This window comes from Mucilaginibacter sp. McL0603 (assembly GCF_049992945.1).
Classification (GTDB): Bacteria; Bacteroidota; Bacteroidia; order Sphingobacteriales; family Sphingobacteriaceae; genus Mucilaginibacter.
The window spans coordinates 5,594,472-5,615,821 of the sequence record NZ_CP188251.1; the positions used below are offsets into that span (position 1 = coordinate 5,594,472).

Below are 21,350 nucleotides of genomic sequence, written 5' to 3' on the forward strand. Positions count from 1 at the left end.
TGGAAATTCTGAATAAATCGCCTTGGAACAATTACTTAATCTATTGATAATTAATCATTAACAAACATGCACCATCCCGCCTGTTTTGTAACAAAATGCATACAAAAAAGTGAACTTAATTTAACATGGATTAGATATCAATACAAAGGTTTACATTGAAGCCCTTCTCTTGTGAAGAAGGGCTTCAAATCATTTTGGCAGGTAAAATCTATTACTTCCGGTAGAGCATAAATACGTTGCCGGGGCTTAAGAATTTATAATAACTATTATTTTTTCACCTCAAAAGTAAAATACTGGCTTCCGGCTTCACCATTAGCGGTAATACCTTGTATTACACAAATATATTTACCTTCCTCGTCTGAAGTATAAAATGTTACCTGGTTTTTACCTTGTAAACTTGTATTTATATTTGGTGCCCAAAACAGCAGACTTCTAAAATCGGGCATCCGGTTCGCAGCCTGTTTGTCCGTCTCATAGGCCGGCGAATAAAATACCCTTTGTAACTGCATGCCTTCATAATCAACTACTACAGCGTGCGGATCAAGCTCTACACCTGCAAGGTCGCCTTTGTAAGAAGCGTAACTCAAAATACCTTCTGCATCCGCAGGACCCCAAAAAAACCTGTCTTTTACCACATCCAATCTTTTTATTTTTAACGGGTCCACCGCCATCACTTTATTCATATCAAAAATAGGTATGCCGTCAAGCATTACCAGTGGATCCCCTTCTAAAAACCCTTTCTCGCTGATCGCTCTTATCTCATATTTTTTCTGCGGATGAAATACATTTACCTCTCTTATATATTCACGCAACACTTCTTCCATCGTAGTAAAGCGGGTGTAATCATCCAGTCTGTAAACCTTATCAGGTTTGCCATAAAACCCGGTACTGTCTACAACAGGTTCATAAAATTGCCTGGTCTTGCTTCCGGCATAAATATTCTGGATCTGCATAGCCATGTTTTGTGTTTCAAGCGGCTTCTGCATATCGGCAGTAAGATTAAATGCAGGCAATATGTTTTTTGAATATTGCTCAGAAAAAGGACTTGCAATGTCTATCCGATAAGTACTATCCCGTTGTGTGTTTGTTTGCACAACAATTTCACCCGGACCGTATAGATCTTTGGTATTGAATAATAACCTTCCTGACGAATCACTTACAGCGGTAAATAGCTGAACTCTTTTGCCCGGAACGCCAAAATAAGCTACCACTTCATTTGCAGGTTTATTAGTTGCCGGGTCAATCATTTTTCCGCTTACAATATGACCATTATACTCGGGCAAAAATGCAAAGGCAGCGGGTTTGTTTTTTAATACATCATCCCATTGAAATCTGCGCCAGCCCTGTGTTAGCATCAGGTTATCAACAGCTTCATCAACATCCGCATTATTATGTCTTAAATAGTAGTCCGGTGATTCGACATTTCCGCGCAAATCAGAGCTTAGCCAAAAATAACTTGCAATATCTCCCGGATCGGCCGTTTGATAGGCATCCAGATGGTATACTGACAAAGATAAATTAGCATTCAGTTGCTTACCGGATTGATCTTTGGCTAAAACAGAGACATTTACTTTTTTACGGGTTCCATAATTTTGCTGATCAGCAGAAGCATCAATTGCCAGGCCTTTAACAGGGCGCTTAAAGTAAAGACGTTCGCACACCGGTTGTTTATCGCCATTAAAAATTGTGATATGCGATATACCATCATCCAATGCTGATTTATCAATAGTAAAATTGGCCGATCCGTTAATTAAACCTGCCCGCTTTGCTACCTTTACTAATTGCCTGGTATGTGCAAAAAGATAAACACCGCCATCTGAACTCTCTACATTAGCCTTTACACTTATCTGTAATTGTCCCGAACCATTATCGGTTAGGCCCATCACATATCCCTGGCTATTACCCGCAGGAAAATTCTTTATTACAGGACCGCCATTAACTACCCTGATAACTGCTTTGTAAGTACTGCCTGCAGCAGGTGTAATCGCAAAATGACCCATTCCAAATCTTAATGATTTAAATCGAACAACAGTATCATTCTTTTGGTCGATAATTGCCCCATTAAAGTCAATTCCTTTACCATCTTTACCCACAGCTTTAAGCGCAACATTACTGCTGATGCCATTTACCAAATATCCGCCTTCGGGAAAAAACTGAACATCATAGTCTGTTTTGCCTGGCATTGCTGAGGCAACCGGCGCACGTTGTGGATTAACTATAGTAATACTTTTCTCGAAATAATAATCAGGACTAAAATTCTTCATCCAATTAGTATATGCCCTGAAATGGAAATTACCATTATTAACAGAAACCGGGATGTATAAAGATCCGCTTCCGTGCCCGTTATGTAATTCAACCTTTGCTTGTATTACAGGGTTATTGCTATCATCCAACACCTCAACATAAGCAACCTTGCTCAGATTTAATGGCTTATTGTAGCTCCCATCCACTACATAAAGTTTAAACCATAATATTTCGCCTGTGAGATAAGCCCCTTTATCAGTATGAACAAATATCTTCTCCTGCAGAGCTTGTTGCCTGTAGTTATTAAAACTCGTCTGGATTTCGTTTAGCGTTTGGGCTGAACAACTAAATGAACCTAAAATTGCCAAAGCAATAATTCCGGTTACATTTCTGAAAATACTGATCATTTGTTTCATGTTATTAATGTCTTATGTTGGCTGTAAATTCTTATTCAATTTAATAAAATATCTTCTGTATCTATTGACTTGTCCAAAAATCAGGAGCCTTACTCGTTCCTCTTAAAGTGCAATCCACACATACGCCCGAAGATGCTGTATAGCCAGTTGGCGGATGCCCGGGTTGTTGTATCGGTTCAACAGGTATATTAATGGTTCCGGGCGCATATAGGTAGGACGCTACGTCATTATTACCCGTTTTAGGGTTTGAATATAAATAGGATGCCAATAAACATCCACTGTACGGTGTAAGCGGCCTCCATTGCGCTCCTACAGGCAATGCCGAAGTAGAGATAAATATTCTTTTTTGTGTAACCGTACCTGCCGTTATGTAACCAATAACCTGTTCTGCCGGAATAGTAGTACAATGTATATTCCCTGTTAATGACGAGGGTTGCGGATCAAAAATACCACCTAATTGCTCTGTGTTTTTCCGCAGCTGCTGATAATAATCATGTGCATCGGGCGTCAAAGCATATTGTTTCACAAGTATGCTGTAACGTTCGGTAAACTTTTCAGAGTTTGATGGTATAAATCCAACTGGCTGACTTGTCACTATATCGTTGGTTAGTTTTGCCGTTGAATTCAAAATAATATCACTTGATTTGTCCGACTGCCAGCATTTATAGATCTGAGCTGTCGCACCTCTGAATACTATCGTATCAACAGGGTCCGTTTTCAACATTAACTGCGAATCAAATGCCGCATGAATTATCCACGTTTCGGTATAATCCCAACGATAATAACGCGTATTGTTAGTAGGGTCATGTGTGGCGGCGTTAACTTCCATTCCATCGCTTTTAGCCTGGAAACTCAAGCTGTCAATCGCCGGTGAAATTTTTGCCGCGACATAATCAGACTGATAAACTTTGTTATCAGCGGTAGTAATCTGAAGTCGATATTTGCCGGATGGGTTTAGATTCAACCCTACCTCGATATAATATCCAGCGCTTGTTTCTGTTAACGGATAACTGGTATTAGCATCACTTTGTACTACCACAGATGCGCCTGTCTCGGCAGGTGCTGCGCTACCGGGTGTTGATAGTGCAATCGTATGTGTCAAACGGATGATGGTCGTATCTGCACCAGTATTTATCATCCCTTCAACCACAAGATGGCTTGCACCTGATGCTACTACGGGAGGTAAATACGGCTTCTTACATCTTAACATACTCACTGACATTAATAGCAGTAAAAAAATTATATATTTTGTTTTCATCATTGGTCGGTCCAGAAACTCGGTCGCTTATTAGTGCCCCTTAAAGTGCAATCCATTACCCCTTTCCGTCAACGGATAGCTGATATTGGCATCACTTTCAATCTCTACAGTCGCATTTAACTCAGGTTTTGTAAGGGTGTCAGAATACAGCGCTGTAGTACGGCTCAATTTAATTACAGTCAAATCCTGGCTGGTATTGATCGTGCCTTCAACAACCAAATAATTGCTATTTGTTGCAACAACCGTTGGCAAATACGGCTTTTTACAGCTATTAAATGCACAAAGACCAATCATTAATATGTATATATACGTATTCATTATTGCCAAAAACTTGGTTTTTTATTTGTTCCCCTTAAAGTACAATCCACGCACTCCCTTGATGCAGCTGTGTACCCTAATGGTGGGTGGCCCGGTAATCCTATCGCATCAATGGGTATTAAAGGATTAGGGTTGTTATTTGTTAAATAATTAATGTAAGCGTCCACCTGGTTAGGGGGCCCAGGGGGATACACATAAAGGCAGCATGACTGCCCCGGAAAGGCAAGATGACAATTAGTATAAAATGGCGTAGTTGGCCAGCCAGGCAATTGCTGTTTCTGAATAAATATGCGCTGGCTTGTTGTACTGCCAACAGTAATATAGCCAATAACCGGTTCAGACGCATTATTAACAGAATGTATATTCCCCTCGATCTCTGATGGTAATGCATCAAAGATGCTTCCCAATTGTTCTGTATTTTTTTTCAGGTTGGTATAAAAAGTATATGCTTCCAATGATAAAGCATACTGTTTTACTAAAATGCTGTATTTATCCTCTATTTTCTCAGCTGTTGATGGAATAGAGATAACAGGATTATCAAAAATTACATCCCGGGATAGCTTGGCTGACGATCCTAAAACTATTGTGCTTGAAATATTATTTGCCCAGCAATCGGTAATATTGTCTGTGATCATGTTGCGCCCTAGGACCGTATCACCGTTAGAATAAAAATAGGACGGAAAGTTTGAATGAAACATCCACGTTTCCTGGTATTCCCAACGGTAATAAAATACTTTATTGCTGTTATCATGTGTGCTTACATAAATATTTACTCCAGGCCCCGAAACAGTTCCTTTTATATCATAACTAACACTATCAATAGGTGGTGAATTTAGCACTTCCACATAATCTGATAAATATTGCCCGCTATTGGTTTTTATTCTTAAACGATATTTATGAGAGCCATCAAGATTTAAACCTGCTGATATATACTTTCCATCAGTAGCTTCTGTTAGAGAGTAAATTGTATTTTGGTCGCTTTCTACTGTCAATACTGCACCCAGTACCGGGTTATCAGTAGCCTTACTCGAAAGTTTAATAGTCCGGCTTACTTTAATAATTGTTGAATCGCTACCGGTATTAATTACCCCCTCAACTACCAGGTAATTATTATTGGCGGAAACAATAGCTGGTGCATACGGTTTCTTACATCCCATAACTGAAATTATTAAAATCAAAATATACGCCTCCCTTTTCATAACTCTGTTTTCTCATTGCCAAAATGGTGGTGGTTGTTTTTTTCCTCTTATTGTACAATCCGCGCATTCACGACTTGTAGTAGTATAAACTGATGGGGTTAAAGGCGGAAAACCATCTATTGGTATAAACAAATCCGGATTTAAAACTATTGTGTTGATGTACAAGTCTGAACCAACATGCACAGTATCTAAAGGGCAGCTATAAGGATAAGTTGGCCGCCATTCATCAGGTAATTGATTTTTTGAAATAAATACGCGTTTTGACGGAACTGTACACACGCTTATATAACCAATTACCGGTAATGATGTATTACTGATACAATGTATATTACTCTCTATCTGCGATGGTTGTGCATCAAAAATACTTCCTAGTTGTTCTGTGTTTTTCCTTAATTCTGTCCAAAAAGTATAGGCTGCACTGGTCAAAGCATACTGCCTTACCAGGATACTATATTTCATTTCTATTTTTTCTGATGTAGACGGTACCTGGGCTATCGGATTTTGATATATGTTATCCTGCTGCAAATTGGATGATGAGCCCAATACCACATCGCTCGAAATATCATTTGTATAGCAAATAGTTATGTTTTGGCTAGGCTGCCTAACTAATATTTGAGATCCATCTGAAATATAGTTCGATATATATTTAGCCTGAAACTGCCATGCTTCGTCATAATCCCATCGGTAATAGTGTGTGCTGTTGGTGGCATCATGTGTGTTGGCATAAACCTGCAAACTATTATTAACAGGGTTTACATTAAAACCAATACTATCAATAGGCGGTGTAATTTTTACCGGAACAAAGTCTGAAAGATATTCCTGGTTATCACTTGTTTTTATTCTTAACCGGTAATTTCGGGCCTTGTCAAGATTTAAACCGGTTGATATATAATTTCCGATGCCGGCTTCAATTAAGGGGTAAACAGCATTCTGATCGCTTTCAACAATAACTGCCGCACCTTGTAGAGGGTTACCGGTTATTTTACTCGAAACATTAACAGTTCGGCTAAGTTTAATGATGGTAGAATCTGCACCCGGATTGATCACACCCTCAACCACCAAATAGCTATTATTCGCAGCGACAATAGCCGGGGCAAAAGGTTTTTTACACCCCAGACCTGTTATAGTTGTTGCAGCAATAAAAAAAACTATTTTCTTTGCCATTTTCATTTCCAAAATGATGGTTGTTTATTTGATCCTCTGATTGTACAATCAGCGCATTGAGCATCTGTAGATAGATAACCGACATCCTTACCTTGTGACTCAATTGGATATATTGCAAATTCACTGGTATTCAACGGAAGCAGAAATAGTGCAACATCGTTTTGGCAGTCTCTATCATGGCAATACAATAAGGTGTCTAATTCACACTGATAAGGGTAAACAGCAATCCAGTTGGCGGGTAGTTGGCTGTTGGTAATAAAAATCCTTTTTTGCTGAACATTGGTCACACTTATATAACCAACAACCGGCTCCGAGGGCTTTGTAATACAGCGTATATTACCTGGTATTTCTGATGGTTGTGTAGAAAAAATGGTTCCTAATTGCTCTGTATTCTTTTTAAGGTTTTGCCAAAAGTTGTAAGCCTCACTTGTCAAGGCATATTGTTTAACCAGGATACTATATTTGGTTTCTAACTTTTCGGATGTAGATGCGACTTGTGTAAGCGGGCTTTGGTAAATTACATCTTTAGCCAGCTTAGCAGAGGAGCCTAGTAAAGTAGTACTTGAAACCTGGTTCCCATAGCAAGTAAATATCTGCTGCTCGGCTGTACGAACTTTTAATTTAGTGCCGTCTGTAATGTAATTGGTCCCGTATTTTGCGTGGAAGTTCCATGTTTCAGTATACTCCCAACGATAATATCGGGTGGCATTATTATCATCATGCGTGTTGACATAGAGCTGTATCCCGTTACTTTGCGTAATAAAACCAACGCTGTCAATTGGTGGTGTAGGTTTTACCGCTTCAGGGTCCGAAGCATATTCTTTTCCGTCTGAGGTTTTTATATACAGATGATATTTATGTGTATTGTCAAGATTTAAGGCTGGCGATGCATATTTCCCTTTTCCAATCTCTGGTATTGAATAAGTAATATTTTGATCACTCTCAACTAAAACCTGGGCACCCAATTCGGGATTGGCTTTCATTGTATCTGCAATATTCACTGTACGGCTCAAATTGATAATAGTTGAATCCTGTCCGCTGTTTATCACACCTTCAACCACCAGGTAATTGCTGTTTGATGCTGCAATTGATGGCGCATATGGCTTCTTACAAGCTGTTATTGCCATAGCCGAAAATGATATTGCACATAAATACTTGCTCATACTCATTTAAAACCTTATATTATAGTTGATAAATGGTATTGGCTTGGCAAATATGGATAGCTTGTATCCGTTTATAGCCCCGCCTTGTTCGGTGAAATACGTTGAATAAGCATTGGCACGACCGGTCAAATTATACACCCCTATATTCCAAGAATTATGGGTCAGTTGATGCACCCGGTGATTGCCTTCTATATTTAATGCAATATCTGTCCTGAAATAATCCGGGATACGATACTGATTCCGGTCAGAGTAAAAAACCCTCTCCGATCCGGCATATTCATATTTAGCTATTGGCAACGTTATTGGCCGCCCTGTGCTGTAGGTAAAGTCCAGAGAAACGCTAAACCTGTGACTAACCCTGTAATTACCGGTAAAGTTGAAATCATTCGGTTTGTCATAGTTGGCCGGGTAAAAACTGCCGTTATTGATCAGCTCGCCTGCATTCGGGTCAGCCTGTCTCAGGAAGGTTCTTGAATAGGTATAGCTGATCCAGCCGTTCAGCTTTCCTGCTGTCTTCTTGATCAGAAACTCTATCCCGTAGGCTTTCCCCTGCGTCTCCACCACATCCTGCTCGATATGCTGGTTCAGCAGCAGCGTCGCCCCGCTCTTGTAATCCAGGTAATCCGATATCCATTTGTAATATACTTCCACCGAGGTCTCTATCGTATTGGCCTGGTTGTTATGGTACAACCCCAGCGAGGCCTGTTTGCCAAACTGCGGTTTGATGTTCGGATCGCTCAGCTTATAGGTGTCCGTGGGTGAGATCGCTGTCGTGTTCGACAGCAGGTGGATGTATTGTCTGAGCGTATTGTACGATGCCTTCAGCGAGGTGTTATCACCCAAACTGTAGCGTGCCGACAGCCGGATCTCCGGGCCGCCATAGGTGTTGATTACCTTGTTCTTCCCATAGGTCGTGCTGTCTACGATGTTCACCCCTTCTTTGGGCAGGTTCGGCGCGTAATTGTCCACCGTCTGCGGGCCCAGATAGGCGTACAGCGAGTAGCGGATACCCGCACTGATCGACAGTTCCGGGGTCACATCATATTTGTCGCCCAAATACAGCGCGCTTTCCAGTGCCTGTTCCGCCGGTACGATATCCGGCACCACCAGCGATTTTTCTCCGTTGGGTTCATTATCCCCCGGGTTCAGGTGGTAGTTGATCGCGCTCAGCCCGAAGTTGATCGTGTTCTTCGGGTTCAGGTAATAGTTAAAGTCCGCCTTAAAGTCGTATTGCTTGACCTCGAAGTTCAGCTTATAGGCGGTTACCGGGTTGGCCGAGCTCGATACATCGTACTGGTAGTCGTCTATCCCGGTCATAAACACGCTGTAGAGCTTATTGCTGAAGTTATGCTTCCACTTGATGTTGGCATTCCGGTTACGGTAGCCATAGGCCGTATCGCTGTTCAGCCTGAACTTATCCTGGCTCAGATAGGTGGTGATATAGATATTGTTCTTCTCGTTGATCTGGTGGCTGATATCCAGGTTGGCGTCGTAGAACGAGGCCGAGCTGTGCTTGTAGGCTTCCGGCAGCAGCGTCAGCAGCCAGTCCGAATAGGTCGTCCTTGCCCCGAAGATGAACGAGGTCTTATCCCTGATGATCGGTCCTTCCACGTTCAGCCGGCTGGTCAGCAAACCGATGCCTGCCGTGCCCGTGAATTTCTTTTTGTTCCCTTCCCGGTCGGCTACGTCCAGTACCGAGGACAGCCTGCCGCCGTATTTCTCCGGGATGGTACTTTTATACAGCTCGATGCTCTTGACGATATCCGGGTTAAAGGCCGAAAAGAAACCGAAAAAGTGCGAGGGGTTATAGATCGTGGCATCGTTCAGCAGGATCAGGTTCTGGTCGGCCGAGCCGCCCCGTACGTTAAAGCCGGTGGTAGCCTCACCCACCGATTGCACGCCCGGCAGGGACAGCACTACCCTTAATATGTCGGCTTCGCCGAAGGCCGTCGGGATCTGCTTGATGCTCTTGATGTCCAGCTTGTTTACCCCCATCTCCACGCTGCGTACATTGGCTACCTTTTCCGCCGAGATCTGCACCTCTTTCAGCGAGGTCACCTGTTCCTGCATCTCGATGTTCAGCTTGCCGTCCGAATACAGAATGATCCTTCTTTTGGTGTCCTTCATCCCCAGGCCCTTGATCGTCAGCGTCTGGCGTCCCCGCGGCAGGGTCAGCGAGAAATAACCGAACTGGTCGGTAGCGATACCCGTCCTGGTGTCCGGGTTATAGATGCTCGCCCCGATGATCCCTTCTCCCGATTTCGAGTTCTTCACATAGCCCGCCAGGTTCGCTGTCCCCGACTTGATGTTGTTCGTCCGGATGCCGATCTCGTACAGCTTGTTCTCCGTCGTCGCCTCTGGTACCTTCTTCGACTCTTCCGTATAGTCAACTATTGCTCCTTGCGCGGGCGCATTTGCTGCGGTAGGTTGCGCATTAAAAAAACCTGCTGTTAAACCTGTTCTTATCTCCCGACCCTTAGTTATAAATACCTGTTGCTGTGAGATGGCATAATGAAAATCGGTTTTACTAAAAGCCATATACAATATTGCATCCAGCGTTTTATCAGTAGCCTGAAGTGTTATTTTTAGGCTATCAAGCTGTACCGGGTCATAATAAAAATGATAACCCGTCTTTGATTCCAGTTCGCTTGCAAATTGCTCGATTTTAGCTTGCTGAAAATTAACGCTGATCAATTTTTTATCTCCGTCCTGGCCATTTGCCAGTTTAAAACAACACAGGAAAAGAAGACCCAAAAAGTAAATTTTTTTCATTAGAATAAAGGTTCAGTAGTCGATTTCGTTAGAGCTTAGAACTTTCCCTTGCTCAATTTATCTTAAGTATGGTTGGTTTATGTGCGTATGTACAGATCAAGTTGCTCAATTCGTTAAATGATCATAATAGGCTGCTATTTTCGCCATAGCATCATCAGGATTGGCATTATACTTGATTTTATTAGTTTTGAGATATTGCTGAAGCTCACTTTTTTTATCTTTTAGAACATTCAGAATAGAACTTTTACTGCCGATTTTATAATAGATATTACCTTTTCTGAGGTAGTAATCATTTGTTGAAGTGAAAAAAGTCTCCAGAGTGAGCACTGACGAATTTGGCGCGCTTTGGATAGTTTTTGATCTCCTGGCCAAAATCTCAATCTTACCACCATAGAGCTGATCGTAATAACCAGATACGATGCCTGATTTATCATTGTTTATTGAATCTGCATCCAGCCTGATAAAATAATGATTGGAGAAAGAAAAATCATGTACCCGGCCTTTTAATAAGCTAAACATGGTAAACTTATTATATAAAAGTACGACAAGGGCATCTTTATAAACATCATACATCATAGGTACATTTTTATAAAGTATGCCATCATAGGTCACTTCTCCCGGCTCCCAACCCTGAGCATCATATGGAAAAAGGGCGTTTCCCTTTGTATGCGGATCGTATGGTAAGTATTCGTGTCCGTCATATAATCTTGATTGCTGTCCAATTGATTTATAGAAATTTGAAACGGTTTGAGTGATGCTTGTTTGAAGATAAGAACTATCATTCAACGGAGTCTGTCCGAATGATTTGGCAATAAAAAACAGGCTCAAAAAACACAGGGCAGCTATTTTAAGTAGACTTTTTTTCATTAAAATGGGATAAATTGGTTATGACAAAAGAGAAAGATGGAATATACTATACTTTTAGTTATAAATCAAATAGTTATTTTAAAAACATACCAAAAAGTCTTTATCTGTATCAATGTTGTTACCACAAATAACTTCAATAACAATAACAAATGGCGCTCAGAATCGTATTAATTGGTTCTACTGTATTTAGTACTATTAATCCGTTCTTTCAATAAATACGGTAAAACAATTAAAAATTGCAACACTAAATCAATCCAAATTATTAATTATGAAAGCTTTAAAAGTTTTGGTTATCATTTTATTGGCAACTTTCAGTTTCCAGGCAGCAAGCGCACAAGTAAGACATCACCACAAAAAGTATCACAAAGTGGCTAAGAGACACCACAGAATTGTTAAACATCACTAAAATAAAAAAGGCTCTCCCGATCACAATCAGGAGAGCCTTTTTCAATTAGCTTATTATATAAGGTATTATAGTTTACGTTTAACCTCTACATTTTCATAGGCTTCTACTATATCCCCAACTTCGATATTATTAAAGTTGTGTATGTTTAAGCCGCATTCGTATCCCGCATTTACCTCTTTCACATCATCCTTAAAGCGTTTTAACGAAGCTAATTCACCCGTGTAGATCACTACACCTTCGCGAATTATCCGGATCTTGCTGTTACGCGTTATCTTACCATCAAGTACCATACAACCTGCGATTGTACCCACTTTACTAATCTTGAAGGTTTCGCGTATCTCTACGTTAGCCACAATCTTCTCTTCAAACGTAGGAGCAAGCATGCCTTCCATTGCAGCTTTTATCTCGTTTATTGCGTCGTAGATAATTGAATAAAGCCTGATATCGATCTGTTCCTGCTCAGCCAGTTTACGTGCACCACTAGAAGGACGTACTTGGAAACCAATGATAATCGCATCAGAAGCTGAAGCCAGCAATACATCTGATTCTGATATCTGCCCTACAGCTTTTGAAATGATGTTTACTTGTATTTGTTCTGTAGAAAGTTTAAGCAGTGAATCGGACAGTGCTTCGATTGATCCATCCACGTCACCCTTAACAATAATATTTAACTCCTTAAAGTTACCAACCGCCAAACGACGACCGATCTCATCAAGTGTAATATGTTTCTGTGTACGTAAGCCTTGTTCGCGCTGTAACTGAAGGCGTTTATTGGCTATCTCACGAGCCTCTACTTCGCTTTCAAGGGCGTTAAATTTATCACCGGCAGTTGGAGCGCCCTGCATACCCAACACCTGTACAGGTGTTGAAGGTCCTGCAAAATCAACTCTCTGGCCCCGCTCATTAGTCAATGCCTTTACACGTCCGCTATAACAGCCGGCCAGTATAGGATCACCAACCTTTAGTCTGCCGGCCTGTACTAATATAGTAGTAACTATACCACGACCTTTATCCAGGGCAGCTTCAATAACAGTACCTATAGCACGCTTATTGGGATTAGCTGTTAGCTCGAGCAATTCTGCTTCCAGCAATACTTTTTCTAAAAGTTTATCTACGTTTAAGCCTGTTTTAGCAGATATCTCCTGCGATTGATATTTACCGCCCCATTCCTCAACCAAAATATTCATGGCTGATAATTGTTCGCGTATCTTATCCGCATTTGCACCCGGGCGATCTATCTTGTTAAATGCAAATATTATAGGTGCACCTGCAGCCTGCGCGTGGTTTATGGCTTCGCGTGTTTGCGGCATCACACTATCATCAGCAGCAATAACAATAATTACAATATCTGTTACCTGTGCACCCCTTGCACGCATAGCGGTAAACGCCTCGTGACCCGGTGTATCCAGGAACGTTATTTTTCCTTTATCATCTGGTAATGTTACCTCATATGCACCAATGTGCTGGGTAATACCACCTGCTTCTCCACCTATAACATTTGTTTTACGTATAAAATCCAGCAATGAAGTTTTACCGTGGTCAACGTGTCCCATAATGGTCACAATTGGCGCACGTGGTATCAAATCTTCCGGATTATCCGGAGTATCCAAGTTACCTTCTTCGTCCTGTGGTTTTACAAATTCAACCTGGTAGCCAAATTCATCAGCCACAATGGTTAATGTTTCTGCGTCAAGTCTTTGGTTGATTGACACAAACATGCCCAGGCTCATACAAGTGGAGATGATCTGCGTAACAGAAACATCCATCATTGAAGCTAACTCGTTTGCAGTTACAAACTCGGTAACCTTCAATACTTTTGACTGGAGTTCCTGCTCTAATGCCAATTCTTCAGCACTTGCTGCAACATCATCACGTTTTTGCCTGCGGAACTTAGCACGCTGAGCAAATTTCCCCGACTTACCGGCCCCGCTTAAACGGGCCAGTGTTGCCTTGATCTGGTCTTGTATTTCCTTTTCTGAAGGCTCTTCCTTAGGCGTGTTAGGCGTATTGTTACGATTACCTCTGAAATCAGGACGGTTTCCACCACCTCCAGCAGGCCCTGTATTTGCACTCCTGTTCCTGAAATCAGGGCGATTGGGATTAACAACTCCCTGAGGTGGTTGATTTTGTTGCTGATTATTATGGTTACTGCCTCCCTGGCTATCTTTACGCTTTCTTTTGCGCTTATGGTCAGCAGCACTATTGGTATTTGACGATGAAGCGATCGGTTGATTACGTTTTGGTTCGTTTACAGGTAACTGTATTTTACCAATTACGTTCGGGCCGGTTAACCTTGCGGCCTTGGCTCTAATTACCTCATCAACCTCAGGTTCTTCAGCAACGGGAGCCGGAGTCTCTGCTACTACCGGTTTTTCAACAACCGGCGGTTTAACAGGTACTGGCTCTTCTTTTATCTCTTTTACTTCTTCCTTTACCTCTTTTACAGGTTCAGGCTCCACGGCTTTTACAACCGGTGGTGCCGGTGGTGGTGTTACTATTTCTTCCTTCTTTGGTTCTGGTTTAACTTCCGGAACTATCTCTTTTTTAGCAACTACCGGCTCTTCTTTTTTCTCAGCAGCAGGGAACGGTGCATTCAGATCGATCTTACCAACTACTTTTACACCAGGTAAACTTATATCACTGCGCTCCTCGGTCTTAACAGGCTCTGGCTTCGGTTTTTCAACCGGAGCTGTAAAATGCCCGCTATTTTTGATCAGAATTTCTTCATTTTCAAAATCCCTTGAGCGGCGTGTTTCACTTGGCTTTTCAGGAATATGGCCAGGCTCTTCCTTCCTTATCTTCCCAATACTTATCTGCTTGGCCTCTTCCTTAATAATTTTATCCGCAGCAAATTCCTTGAGCAGGGTATTATACATCTCACCGTCGAGAATGGTGTTGGGATGCTTTTCGAGCTTGAATCCCTTTCCACCCAAAAAATCAACGATGGTACCTGTACCAATGTTCAGCTCCTTTGCTGCTTTAAATAGTTTTATAGATTTGTCGTCTGACATTTATTATTACTTTCTCTGCTTTATTGCTGCAAAAATACGATTTTAATTTTGCTTATTCCTGTTTATTCAAACTCAGCTTGCAGAATTGATAAAACTTCCTTAACAGTTTCTTCTTCGAGATCAGTACGTTTAACCAACTCATTAACGGTTAAAGCCAGTACTGATTTCGCTGTATCCAGACCGATACGTTTAAATTCGTCCAGGATCCAGCTTTCTATTTCGTCTGAGAATTCTTCAATATCCACGTCCTCATCCTGCTCATCTGCTTCGCGATAAACATCTATTTCATATCCTGTCAATTTACCTGCCAGTTTGATATTATGTCCGCCACGACCGATAGCTAATGATACCTGGTCTGGTTTTAAATACACTGCGGCTGTTTTTTTCTCATCATCCAGCTTAATAGATGTTATTTTGGCCGGAGATAAAGCACGCTGTATATATAGTTGTAAATTATTGGTAAAGTTAATTACGTCAATATTCTCATTTTTCAACTCACGTACGATACCGTGTATACGAGATCCCTTCATACCCACACAGGCACCAACCGGATCAATACGGTCATCATATGATTCAACAGCTACTTTTGCTCTTTCGCCCGGTTCACGTACAATTTTTTTGATGGTGATCAGTCCGTCGAATATTTCCGGTACTTCCAGTTCAAACAAACGCTGTAAAAATTCAGGTGCTGTACGCGAAATAATGATCTTTGGATTGCTGTTTAGCATATCCACCTTGCTCACTACCGCTTTTACATTATCGCCTTTTTTAAAGTAATCTGCAGGTATTTGTTCTGATTTTGGTAATAATAGCTCATTGCCTTCATCATCCAGTACCAATGTTTCCTTTTTCCAAACCTGGTAAACCTCACCGGTTACTATTTCACCTACACGGTCTTTATATTTCTTAAATACTTCGTCTTTCTCTAATTCAAGGATCTTAGAAACCAGGGTCTGGCGTGCAGCTAATATTGCACGGCGACCAAAACTTTCCAGCGTGATCTGCTCTATATATTCATCACCCACTTCCAAATCCGGATCATATGTTTTTGCTTCTGCAAGTTCAATTTCCAGATCATCATCTTCTGAAAAACCATCTTCCATAACGGTACGTGTGCGCCAGATCTCTAAGTCACCATTATCAGTGTTCACGATCACGTCACAATTCTCATCATTACCATACTTTTTCCTGATCATGCTTCTGAAAACGTCTTCCAGTACGCTCATCATAGTTGGCCGGTCAATGTTCTTGAAATCTTTAAATTCCTGAAAAGACTCAATTAAATTAATATTGCTCATTTTTTACTTGAATGATATTAAAACTTTTGTTTCTGTTATTTGTGAAAAAGGCACCACAACTTCTATTGTTTCGGCCTTTTTCCCTTTTTCTTTATTCACTTCTTCTATAATAACGGCATCTTCCGTTATTCCTGTTAATTTACCTTCTTTTTTACTGCCATCAGCCAATTTAATGGATAATTGCCTGCCGACATTTTTCACATATTGCCTGGGCAATACCAGTGGTGCATCAATACCCGGAGATGAAACTTCCAGGTTATAAGCATCTTCCAGCACATTTTCTTCTTCCAAATGGAACCCTACGTGACGGCTTATCTGCGCACAATCGGCAATGCCTATCCCCTTTTCACCATCAACAAGTATTACCAGCCTTCCGTTTGAATGCATTTTTACATCCACTAAAAATAGATCGGTCCGCCCTTCAGCGGATATTTTTTCTTCAACCAATTCGGTTACCCTTTTTTCAATATTCATCATCCGTTACTTTTGGGCAGCGATTTTTTTTAGGTAAAATAAAAGAGGGGACTACGGCCCCCTCTAATTCTTTTAATTACGCTGCAAATATACAAATTTTATTTCAAATTCAATAGCCTGCTCGTTTTTTAGTAGCTAAAAACCAAATCTTTATGGCCTAATGTTCCGGGGCGCTTTTTGTCCCTAATATATTGCCAGGCATCTTCACTTTCATTATGCGGGTAGTAACGCAAAAAGTATGCTTGCTTTCTTTTAAAGGGGGTATCGGGCGTAAAAACTACTGAAGTATCAGCAAACTTGTATTTACCGGGTTGCTCCTGCTGGTAATCTTTCATGTCCGTGTCAGCAGGCATTTTGTAAACAGGCAGCAAACTTTGCCCGATATTATTGGCAGTATCCCTGGCGATATCAGCAATAACCGCTTTATCAAATCCACTTATTTTTACAGAACGATTACTATCTATAAGATTTATTGTCAGGTTTAGTTTTGCCTGCTTCTTAGTACATCCTATGGAAATTACCAGTAATAAATATAAGCCGATTCTTCTCATTTCCGATAAAGGTAAGCAAACCTTCAAAATAACATTCGGCTGATATTTAAACTACTGTAAACACGATACTTTATTATATTTTTGCAGCTCTATATTATGGGCAAAAAAGGAGTTTTATTGGTTAATCTGGGTACACCTGATAGTCCGTCGACTGCAGATGTACGCCGTTATCTTCGTGAATTTTTGATGGACCCCCGCGTGATTGATATCAACCCGTTAGCGCGCACATTATTGGTAAAGGGCATTATTGTGCCTACCCGCGGACCAAAATCAGCTAAATTGTACCAAAAGATATGGGACGATAAAACCGGTTCCCCTTTATTGCATTACAGCAAATTGCAACAGCAATTATTACAGCAGCGCCTGGGTGATCAATACATTGTCGAACTTGCCATGCGTTATCAAAACCCGAATATCGAATCGGCTTTAGAAAGGTTGAAGGCAGCTTTGGTCGATGATATCCGGGTAATACCTATGTTCCCTCAATATGCATCAGCGAGCACTGGTTCTGTTTATGAAAAGGTAATGGGATTAGTTGGCCAATGGCCCACAGCCCCAACAATATCTTTTATAAATTCTTTCCATGATAACAAGTTGATGATCGAAGCCTTTGTTGATAATGCTTTGAAATATCGGCCTGAAACTTACGATCATATTTTATTCAGCTTTCATGGCCTGCCACAACGCCAGATGATCAAATCAGATCATACGCACAGCCATTGTTTAAAAGTAGCCGATTGCTGCCAGACCCTTACCGAAGCCAATAAATTTTGTTATTCTGCACAATCGTATCATACTGCAAGGCTGATTGCTGAAAAATTAAATATCCCAAAGGAAAAGTACACCATCTGTTTCCAATCTCGCCTTGGTAGCGACCCATGGGTACAGCCTTACACCAGTGAGGTTGTTGCCAAATTAGCAAAAGAGGGCAAAAAACGCCTTTTGGTATTTTGCCCGGCATTTGTAGCTGATTGCCTTGAAACCGTATATGAGGTGACCACAGAATACGGTGACGAGTTTAAAGCATTGGGCGGCGAGCATGTACAATTGGTGGAGAGTTTGAATGATTCGCCGCTATGGATCGATGCGTTGGAACAGCTAGTCAGGCAAACTAACAATAACCCCGCTTCACTCGCCTAAATTCATTTTAAAATTTATTGCATTTAGCGCATCATTTTATTGGAGATCTAAATTAATTTAATTTACTTTGTATTTAAAAGTACTTTTAATAGATAAAGATGAAAGTAAAAATGATCCTTCCGGCTTTAACAGAAGCCGAAAATCCTTTTTGGCGCCCCATTAAATATTCTCTGTTTCCTCCCTTAGGGCTGGCCACATTAGCAGCCTATCTTGCGCCTGATGATGAGATCGACTTGCAGGATCAGCATGTCGAAAAGCTTAACCTTGACGACAGACCCGATCTTGTTGTGATACAAGTCTATATTACTAATGCCTACCGTGCTTATCAAATGGCTGATCATTATCGCAAAATGGGCTCATACGTGATTTTAGGAGGCCTGCATGTAACCTCACTTCCGTTGGAGGCTGCTCCGCACGCCGATACAATCTTTCTAGGCCCTGGGGAAGATACCTTTCCTAAATTTTTAGAAGATTTCAAAAATAAAAAACCGCAAAAGGTTTATCGTTCCGCTATACGAACGCTCGAAAAAGTGCCGCCAATAAGGAGGGATTTGATCAAAAGACACCTGTACCTGGTACCCAATTCAATTGTAGTAACGAGGGGCTGCCCGCATCATTGCAGTTTTTGTTATAAGGATGCCTTTTTTGAAGGTGGCCGCACCTTTTATACGCAGGAAGTAGACGATGCGCTCGCAGAAATTGACAGGTTACCTGGACGACATCTATATTTTCTGGATGACCATCTACTGGGCAATGCCCTATTTGGTGAAGCCTTGTTTGAAGGTATGAAGGGAATGAACCGGCTTTTTCAGGGTGCTGCTACTGTTGATTCTATACTAAGAGGGAACCTGATCGAAAAGGCAGCTGAAGCAGGCCTGAGAAGTCTTTTTGTGGGCTTCGAAACGTTTTCTCCTCAAAATCTTAAACAAAGCAACAAAAAACAAAACCTTGAAAAAGACTATACAAAAGCAGTTAACCGTTTGCACTCGTTGGGGATAATGATAAACGGTAGCTTTGTTTTTGGCCTTGATGAGGATGATAAAGATGTTTTCAAAAGAACAGTGGATTGGGGAGTCAAAAACGCGATCACTACATCAACTTATCATATTCTGACACCTTATCCCGGCACTGAACTATTCAGAAGTATGGAAAAACAGGACAGAATACTTACCCGCAACTGGGATATGTATAATACACGAAATGTGGTTTTTGAAACAAAAAAACTCACAGCCGATGAGCTAACCAATGGTTATGAGTGGGCATATAAGCAGTTTTATAAATGGAATAATATTTTTGAGGCCAGTCTTAAACATGAGTTGCACACTCATAAATTGAAACATTTTTTTTATGCGGGCGGATGGAAAAAATTCGAGGCTGTCTGGAATTTTTTGATAAAAACAAAAAACCTTAATAATACGCTACCGCTGCTTGAAGGCGTACTGGCAAAAGTAAAAGGCATTGACAAGACGAACATACTGCCCGAAATACAAACACATCCGTAGTTTAAAAATATCTTATAGCCCTATTACAATCTTATCCACTCACTCACAATCTTCGCTGACAATAAACACAATGGTATCCCACCTCCGGGATGCACGCTTCCGCCACAGAAATACAAATTCTTGATTTTGACTGAACGATTGGCGTGGCGTAAAAATGCTGCGAAGCGGCTGTTTGAACTGGAACCATAAATAGAGCCCTGGTAAGAGGATGTTTGGTTTTCTATTGACCTTGGATCAAGTACAGATTCGGCTACAATTAAATCAGCAATATCCGTTTTAAGAATACGGGATAGCTTTTCTTGTATATTAGTTCTTGTTTCTTTTATTAGTTGGCCCCAATCCTGTCCTTTGTTTGCCGGGACGTTGATCATCACAAACCAATTTTCGCAACCGGGAGGTGCATCATCGGGTTTAAATTTTGAGCTGATATTGACATATACCGTCGGATCATGATGGATAGTTTGCTTTTGCCAGATATGCTCAAATTCTGTTTTATAATCGGTGCTGAAAAAGATATTATGAAGATCAAGCTCCTCAAACTTCTTTTTGATTCCCCAATAAAATATCAGTGCAGAACTGCTTCGCTCCTGGTTCAGTGTTTTCTTGGGGAAAAGATGAGAATGATCGCTCAATAATTTATGATACGTAAACCAGACATCCATATTAGACACCACAATATCAGCCTCAATAATACAATCACGTATTTTTATACCAATTGGTTTTTTATTTTCTAGGATGACTCTCTCAACCGGTGAATTATAATGAAACTTAACTCCAATTGATTCTGCAAGCTGTACCAGGCTGCTCACAATGTTATACATTCCCTTCTCTGGGAAGTATGCTCCTAAATGATGTTCCAAATGCGGTATTACATTTAGGGTAGCGGGCACCTGGTAAGGGTCTGATCCGTTGTAGGTAGCATAGCGGTCGGCATATTGCACCATATGCTCGTCCTTAAAAAGGCTGTTATTAGCCTCGTGCATTGTGCGGGAAGTGTCTAATTTAGGTAATCGGAACAACGCGCGTACAGCGTCAAAAGTAAAATAGGTTTTTAAGCGATGCAGCGACTGCTCAAGAAATATAGGACGACTTATTTGATAGATCCGGCTACTGTTTTCTAAGTGTTTTCGGATAGCGTCCGCATCACCGGTCAGTTTTTCAACTTCATTTATAAATTTCTCTTCATCAGCATAAGCAGTTAACCGACTGCCATCTTCATAAAAATACTGGCATAATGTATCCAGCTTTTGATAGCTGAAATATTGTGACGGCTTTTTACCAGCAAGCTCAAATAACTCATCCACATATTGCGGCATGGTGAACAAACTCGGACCCGCATCAAACCGAAAGCCGTCTTGTTCAAACTCAGCTATCTTTCCCCCAGCATAATTATTAGCCTCGAAAACCTCAACCTGGTAGCCTTTTACCGCCAACCGGACAGCTGTTGCTATCCCGGCTATTCCGGCACCAATGATCACAGCTTTTTTTTGAGGCATGTGGCAAATATAAACCCGATACGCAAAAAAAGGCAGGGTTTTTAACCCTGCCTCTAATAATTGCTATTTTA

General features: G+C 41.1%; 15 protein-coding genes. 2 read left to right on the plus strand and 13 right to left on the minus strand.

What is annotated here, in order from left to right; genetic code table 11:
- Positions 1-266 precede the first annotated feature (266 nt).
- From ACPPVU_RS25605 to ACPPVU_RS25660, 12 genes are all read right to left on the minus strand, one after another.
- Positions 267-2,660, minus strand: a complete 2,394-nt coding sequence (locus tag ACPPVU_RS25605) for a hypothetical protein (RefSeq protein WP_426669579.1) — start codon at positions 2,658-2,660, stop codon at positions 267-269.
- A gap of 61 nt (positions 2,661-2,721) precedes the next feature.
- Complete coding sequence (locus ACPPVU_RS25610; RefSeq protein ID WP_426669580.1) at positions 2,722-3,870, minus strand: DUF4249 domain-containing protein; 1,149 nt, start codon at positions 3,868-3,870, stop codon at positions 2,722-2,724.
- Positions 3,871-3,948: 78 nt separating this feature from the next.
- On the minus strand, positions 3,949-4,236 hold the full coding sequence (locus ACPPVU_RS25615; protein WP_426669581.1) for a DUF4249 family protein: 288 nt from the start codon (positions 4,234-4,236) through the stop codon (positions 3,949-3,951).
- On the minus strand, positions 4,236-5,393 hold the full coding sequence (locus tag ACPPVU_RS25620) for a DUF4249 domain-containing protein (RefSeq protein ID WP_426669582.1): 1,158 nt from the start codon (positions 5,391-5,393) through the stop codon (positions 4,236-4,238). Before ACPPVU_RS25620 ends, ACPPVU_RS25615 begins: the two co-directional genes overlap by 1 nt.
- A gap of 54 nt (positions 5,394-5,447) precedes the next feature.
- Positions 5,448-6,599: a DUF4249 domain-containing protein gene (locus tag ACPPVU_RS25625; RefSeq protein WP_426669583.1), complete on the minus strand. Its 1,152-nt coding sequence runs from the start codon at positions 6,597-6,599 to the stop codon at positions 5,448-5,450.
- Between the two features lie 2 nt (positions 6,600-6,601).
- On the minus strand, positions 6,602-7,762 hold the full coding sequence (locus ACPPVU_RS25630; RefSeq protein ID WP_426669584.1) for a DUF4249 domain-containing protein: 1,161 nt from the start codon (positions 7,760-7,762) through the stop codon (positions 6,602-6,604).
- Positions 7,763-7,768: 6 nt separating this feature from the next.
- Positions 7,769-10,534, minus strand: coding sequence for a TonB-dependent receptor (locus ACPPVU_RS25635; RefSeq protein WP_426669585.1), 2,766 nt, complete (start codon positions 10,532-10,534; stop codon positions 7,769-7,771).
- A 105-nt stretch (positions 10,535-10,639) separates the two neighbouring features.
- Complete coding sequence (locus tag ACPPVU_RS25640; protein ID WP_426669586.1) at positions 10,640-11,401, minus strand: hypothetical protein; 762 nt, start codon at positions 11,399-11,401, stop codon at positions 10,640-10,642.
- Positions 11,402-11,872: 471 nt separating this feature from the next.
- Positions 11,873-14,818, minus strand: coding sequence for a translation initiation factor IF-2 (infB, locus tag ACPPVU_RS25645; protein WP_426669587.1), 2,946 nt, complete (start codon positions 14,816-14,818; stop codon positions 11,873-11,875).
- A 62-nt stretch (positions 14,819-14,880) separates the two neighbouring features.
- A complete protein-coding gene (gene nusA, locus ACPPVU_RS25650) occupies positions 14,881-16,116 on the minus strand; it encodes a transcription termination factor NusA (protein ID WP_426669588.1) in 1,236 nt (411 codons plus the stop codon).
- A 3-nt stretch (positions 16,117-16,119) separates the two neighbouring features.
- Positions 16,120-16,590 (minus strand): ribosome assembly cofactor RimP, encoded by a 471-nt coding sequence (rimP, locus tag ACPPVU_RS25655; protein ID WP_426672231.1) that lies wholly within the window; start codon positions 16,588-16,590, stop codon positions 16,120-16,122.
- A 128-nt stretch (positions 16,591-16,718) separates the two neighbouring features.
- Complete coding sequence (locus ACPPVU_RS25660; RefSeq protein WP_426669589.1) at positions 16,719-17,141, minus strand: hypothetical protein; 423 nt, start codon at positions 17,139-17,141, stop codon at positions 16,719-16,721.
- A 96-nt stretch (positions 17,142-17,237) separates the two neighbouring features.
- Between ACPPVU_RS25660 and hemH the strand changes: the two genes are divergently transcribed.
- A complete protein-coding gene (gene hemH, locus ACPPVU_RS25665; RefSeq protein ID WP_426669590.1) occupies positions 17,238-18,281 on the plus strand; it encodes a ferrochelatase in 1,044 nt (347 codons plus the stop codon).
- 98 nt (positions 18,282-18,379) lie between these two features.
- A complete protein-coding gene (locus tag ACPPVU_RS25670) occupies positions 18,380-19,783 on the plus strand; it encodes a B12-binding domain-containing radical SAM protein (RefSeq protein WP_426669591.1) in 1,404 nt (467 codons plus the stop codon).
- Between the two features lie 23 nt (positions 19,784-19,806).
- On the opposite strand, the gene crtD is transcribed toward ACPPVU_RS25670, so the two are convergent.
- Positions 19,807-21,279 (minus strand): 1-hydroxycarotenoid 3,4-desaturase CrtD, encoded by a 1,473-nt coding sequence (gene crtD / locus ACPPVU_RS25675; RefSeq protein WP_426669592.1) that lies wholly within the window; start codon positions 21,277-21,279, stop codon positions 19,807-19,809.
- Positions 21,280-21,350: the final 71 nt, after the last annotated feature.

Coding starts and splice junctions, on each gene's coding strand:
- ACPPVU_RS25605 (WP_426669579.1), bottom strand. CDS start 2,660: ATGAAACAAATGATCAGTATTTTCAGAAATGTAACCGGAATTATTGCT.
- ACPPVU_RS25610 (WP_426669580.1), bottom strand. CDS start 3,870: ATGTTAAGATGTAAGAAGCCGTATTTACCTCCCGTAGTAGCATCAGGT.
- ACPPVU_RS25615 (WP_426669581.1), bottom strand. CDS start 4,236: ATGAATACGTATATATACATATTAATGATTGGTCTTTGTGCATTTAAT.
- ACPPVU_RS25620 (WP_426669582.1), bottom strand. CDS start 5,393: ATGGGATGTAAGAAACCGTATGCACCAGCTATTGTTTCCGCCAATAAT.
- ACPPVU_RS25625 (WP_426669583.1), bottom strand. CDS start 6,599: ATGGCAAAGAAAATAGTTTTTTTTATTGCTGCAACAACTATAACAGGT.
- ACPPVU_RS25630 (WP_426669584.1), bottom strand. CDS start 7,762: ATGAGCAAGTATTTATGTGCAATATCATTTTCGGCTATGGCAATAACA.
- ACPPVU_RS25635 (WP_426669585.1), bottom strand. CDS start 10,534: ATGAAAAAAATTTACTTTTTGGGTCTTCTTTTCCTGTGTTGTTTTAAA.
- ACPPVU_RS25640 (WP_426669586.1), bottom strand. CDS start 11,401: ATGAAAAAAAGTCTACTTAAAATAGCTGCCCTGTGTTTTTTGAGCCTG.
- infB (WP_426669587.1), bottom strand. CDS start 14,818: ATGTCAGACGACAAATCTATAAAACTATTTAAAGCAGCAAAGGAGCTG.
- nusA (WP_426669588.1), bottom strand. CDS start 16,116: ATGAGCAATATTAATTTAATTGAGTCTTTTCAGGAATTTAAAGATTTC.
- rimP (WP_426672231.1), bottom strand. CDS start 16,590: ATGAATATTGAAAAAAGGGTAACCGAATTGGTTGAAGAAAAAATATCC.
- ACPPVU_RS25660 (WP_426669589.1), bottom strand. CDS start 17,141: ATGAGAAGAATCGGCTTATATTTATTACTGGTAATTTCCATAGGATGT.
- hemH (WP_426669590.1), top strand. CDS start 17,238: ATGGGCAAAAAAGGAGTTTTATTGGTTAATCTGGGTACACCTGATAGT.
- ACPPVU_RS25670 (WP_426669591.1), top strand. CDS start 18,380: ATGAAAGTAAAAATGATCCTTCCGGCTTTAACAGAAGCCGAAAATCCT.
- crtD (WP_426669592.1), bottom strand. CDS start 21,279: ATGCCTCAAAAAAAAGCTGTGATCATTGGTGCCGGAATAGCCGGGATA.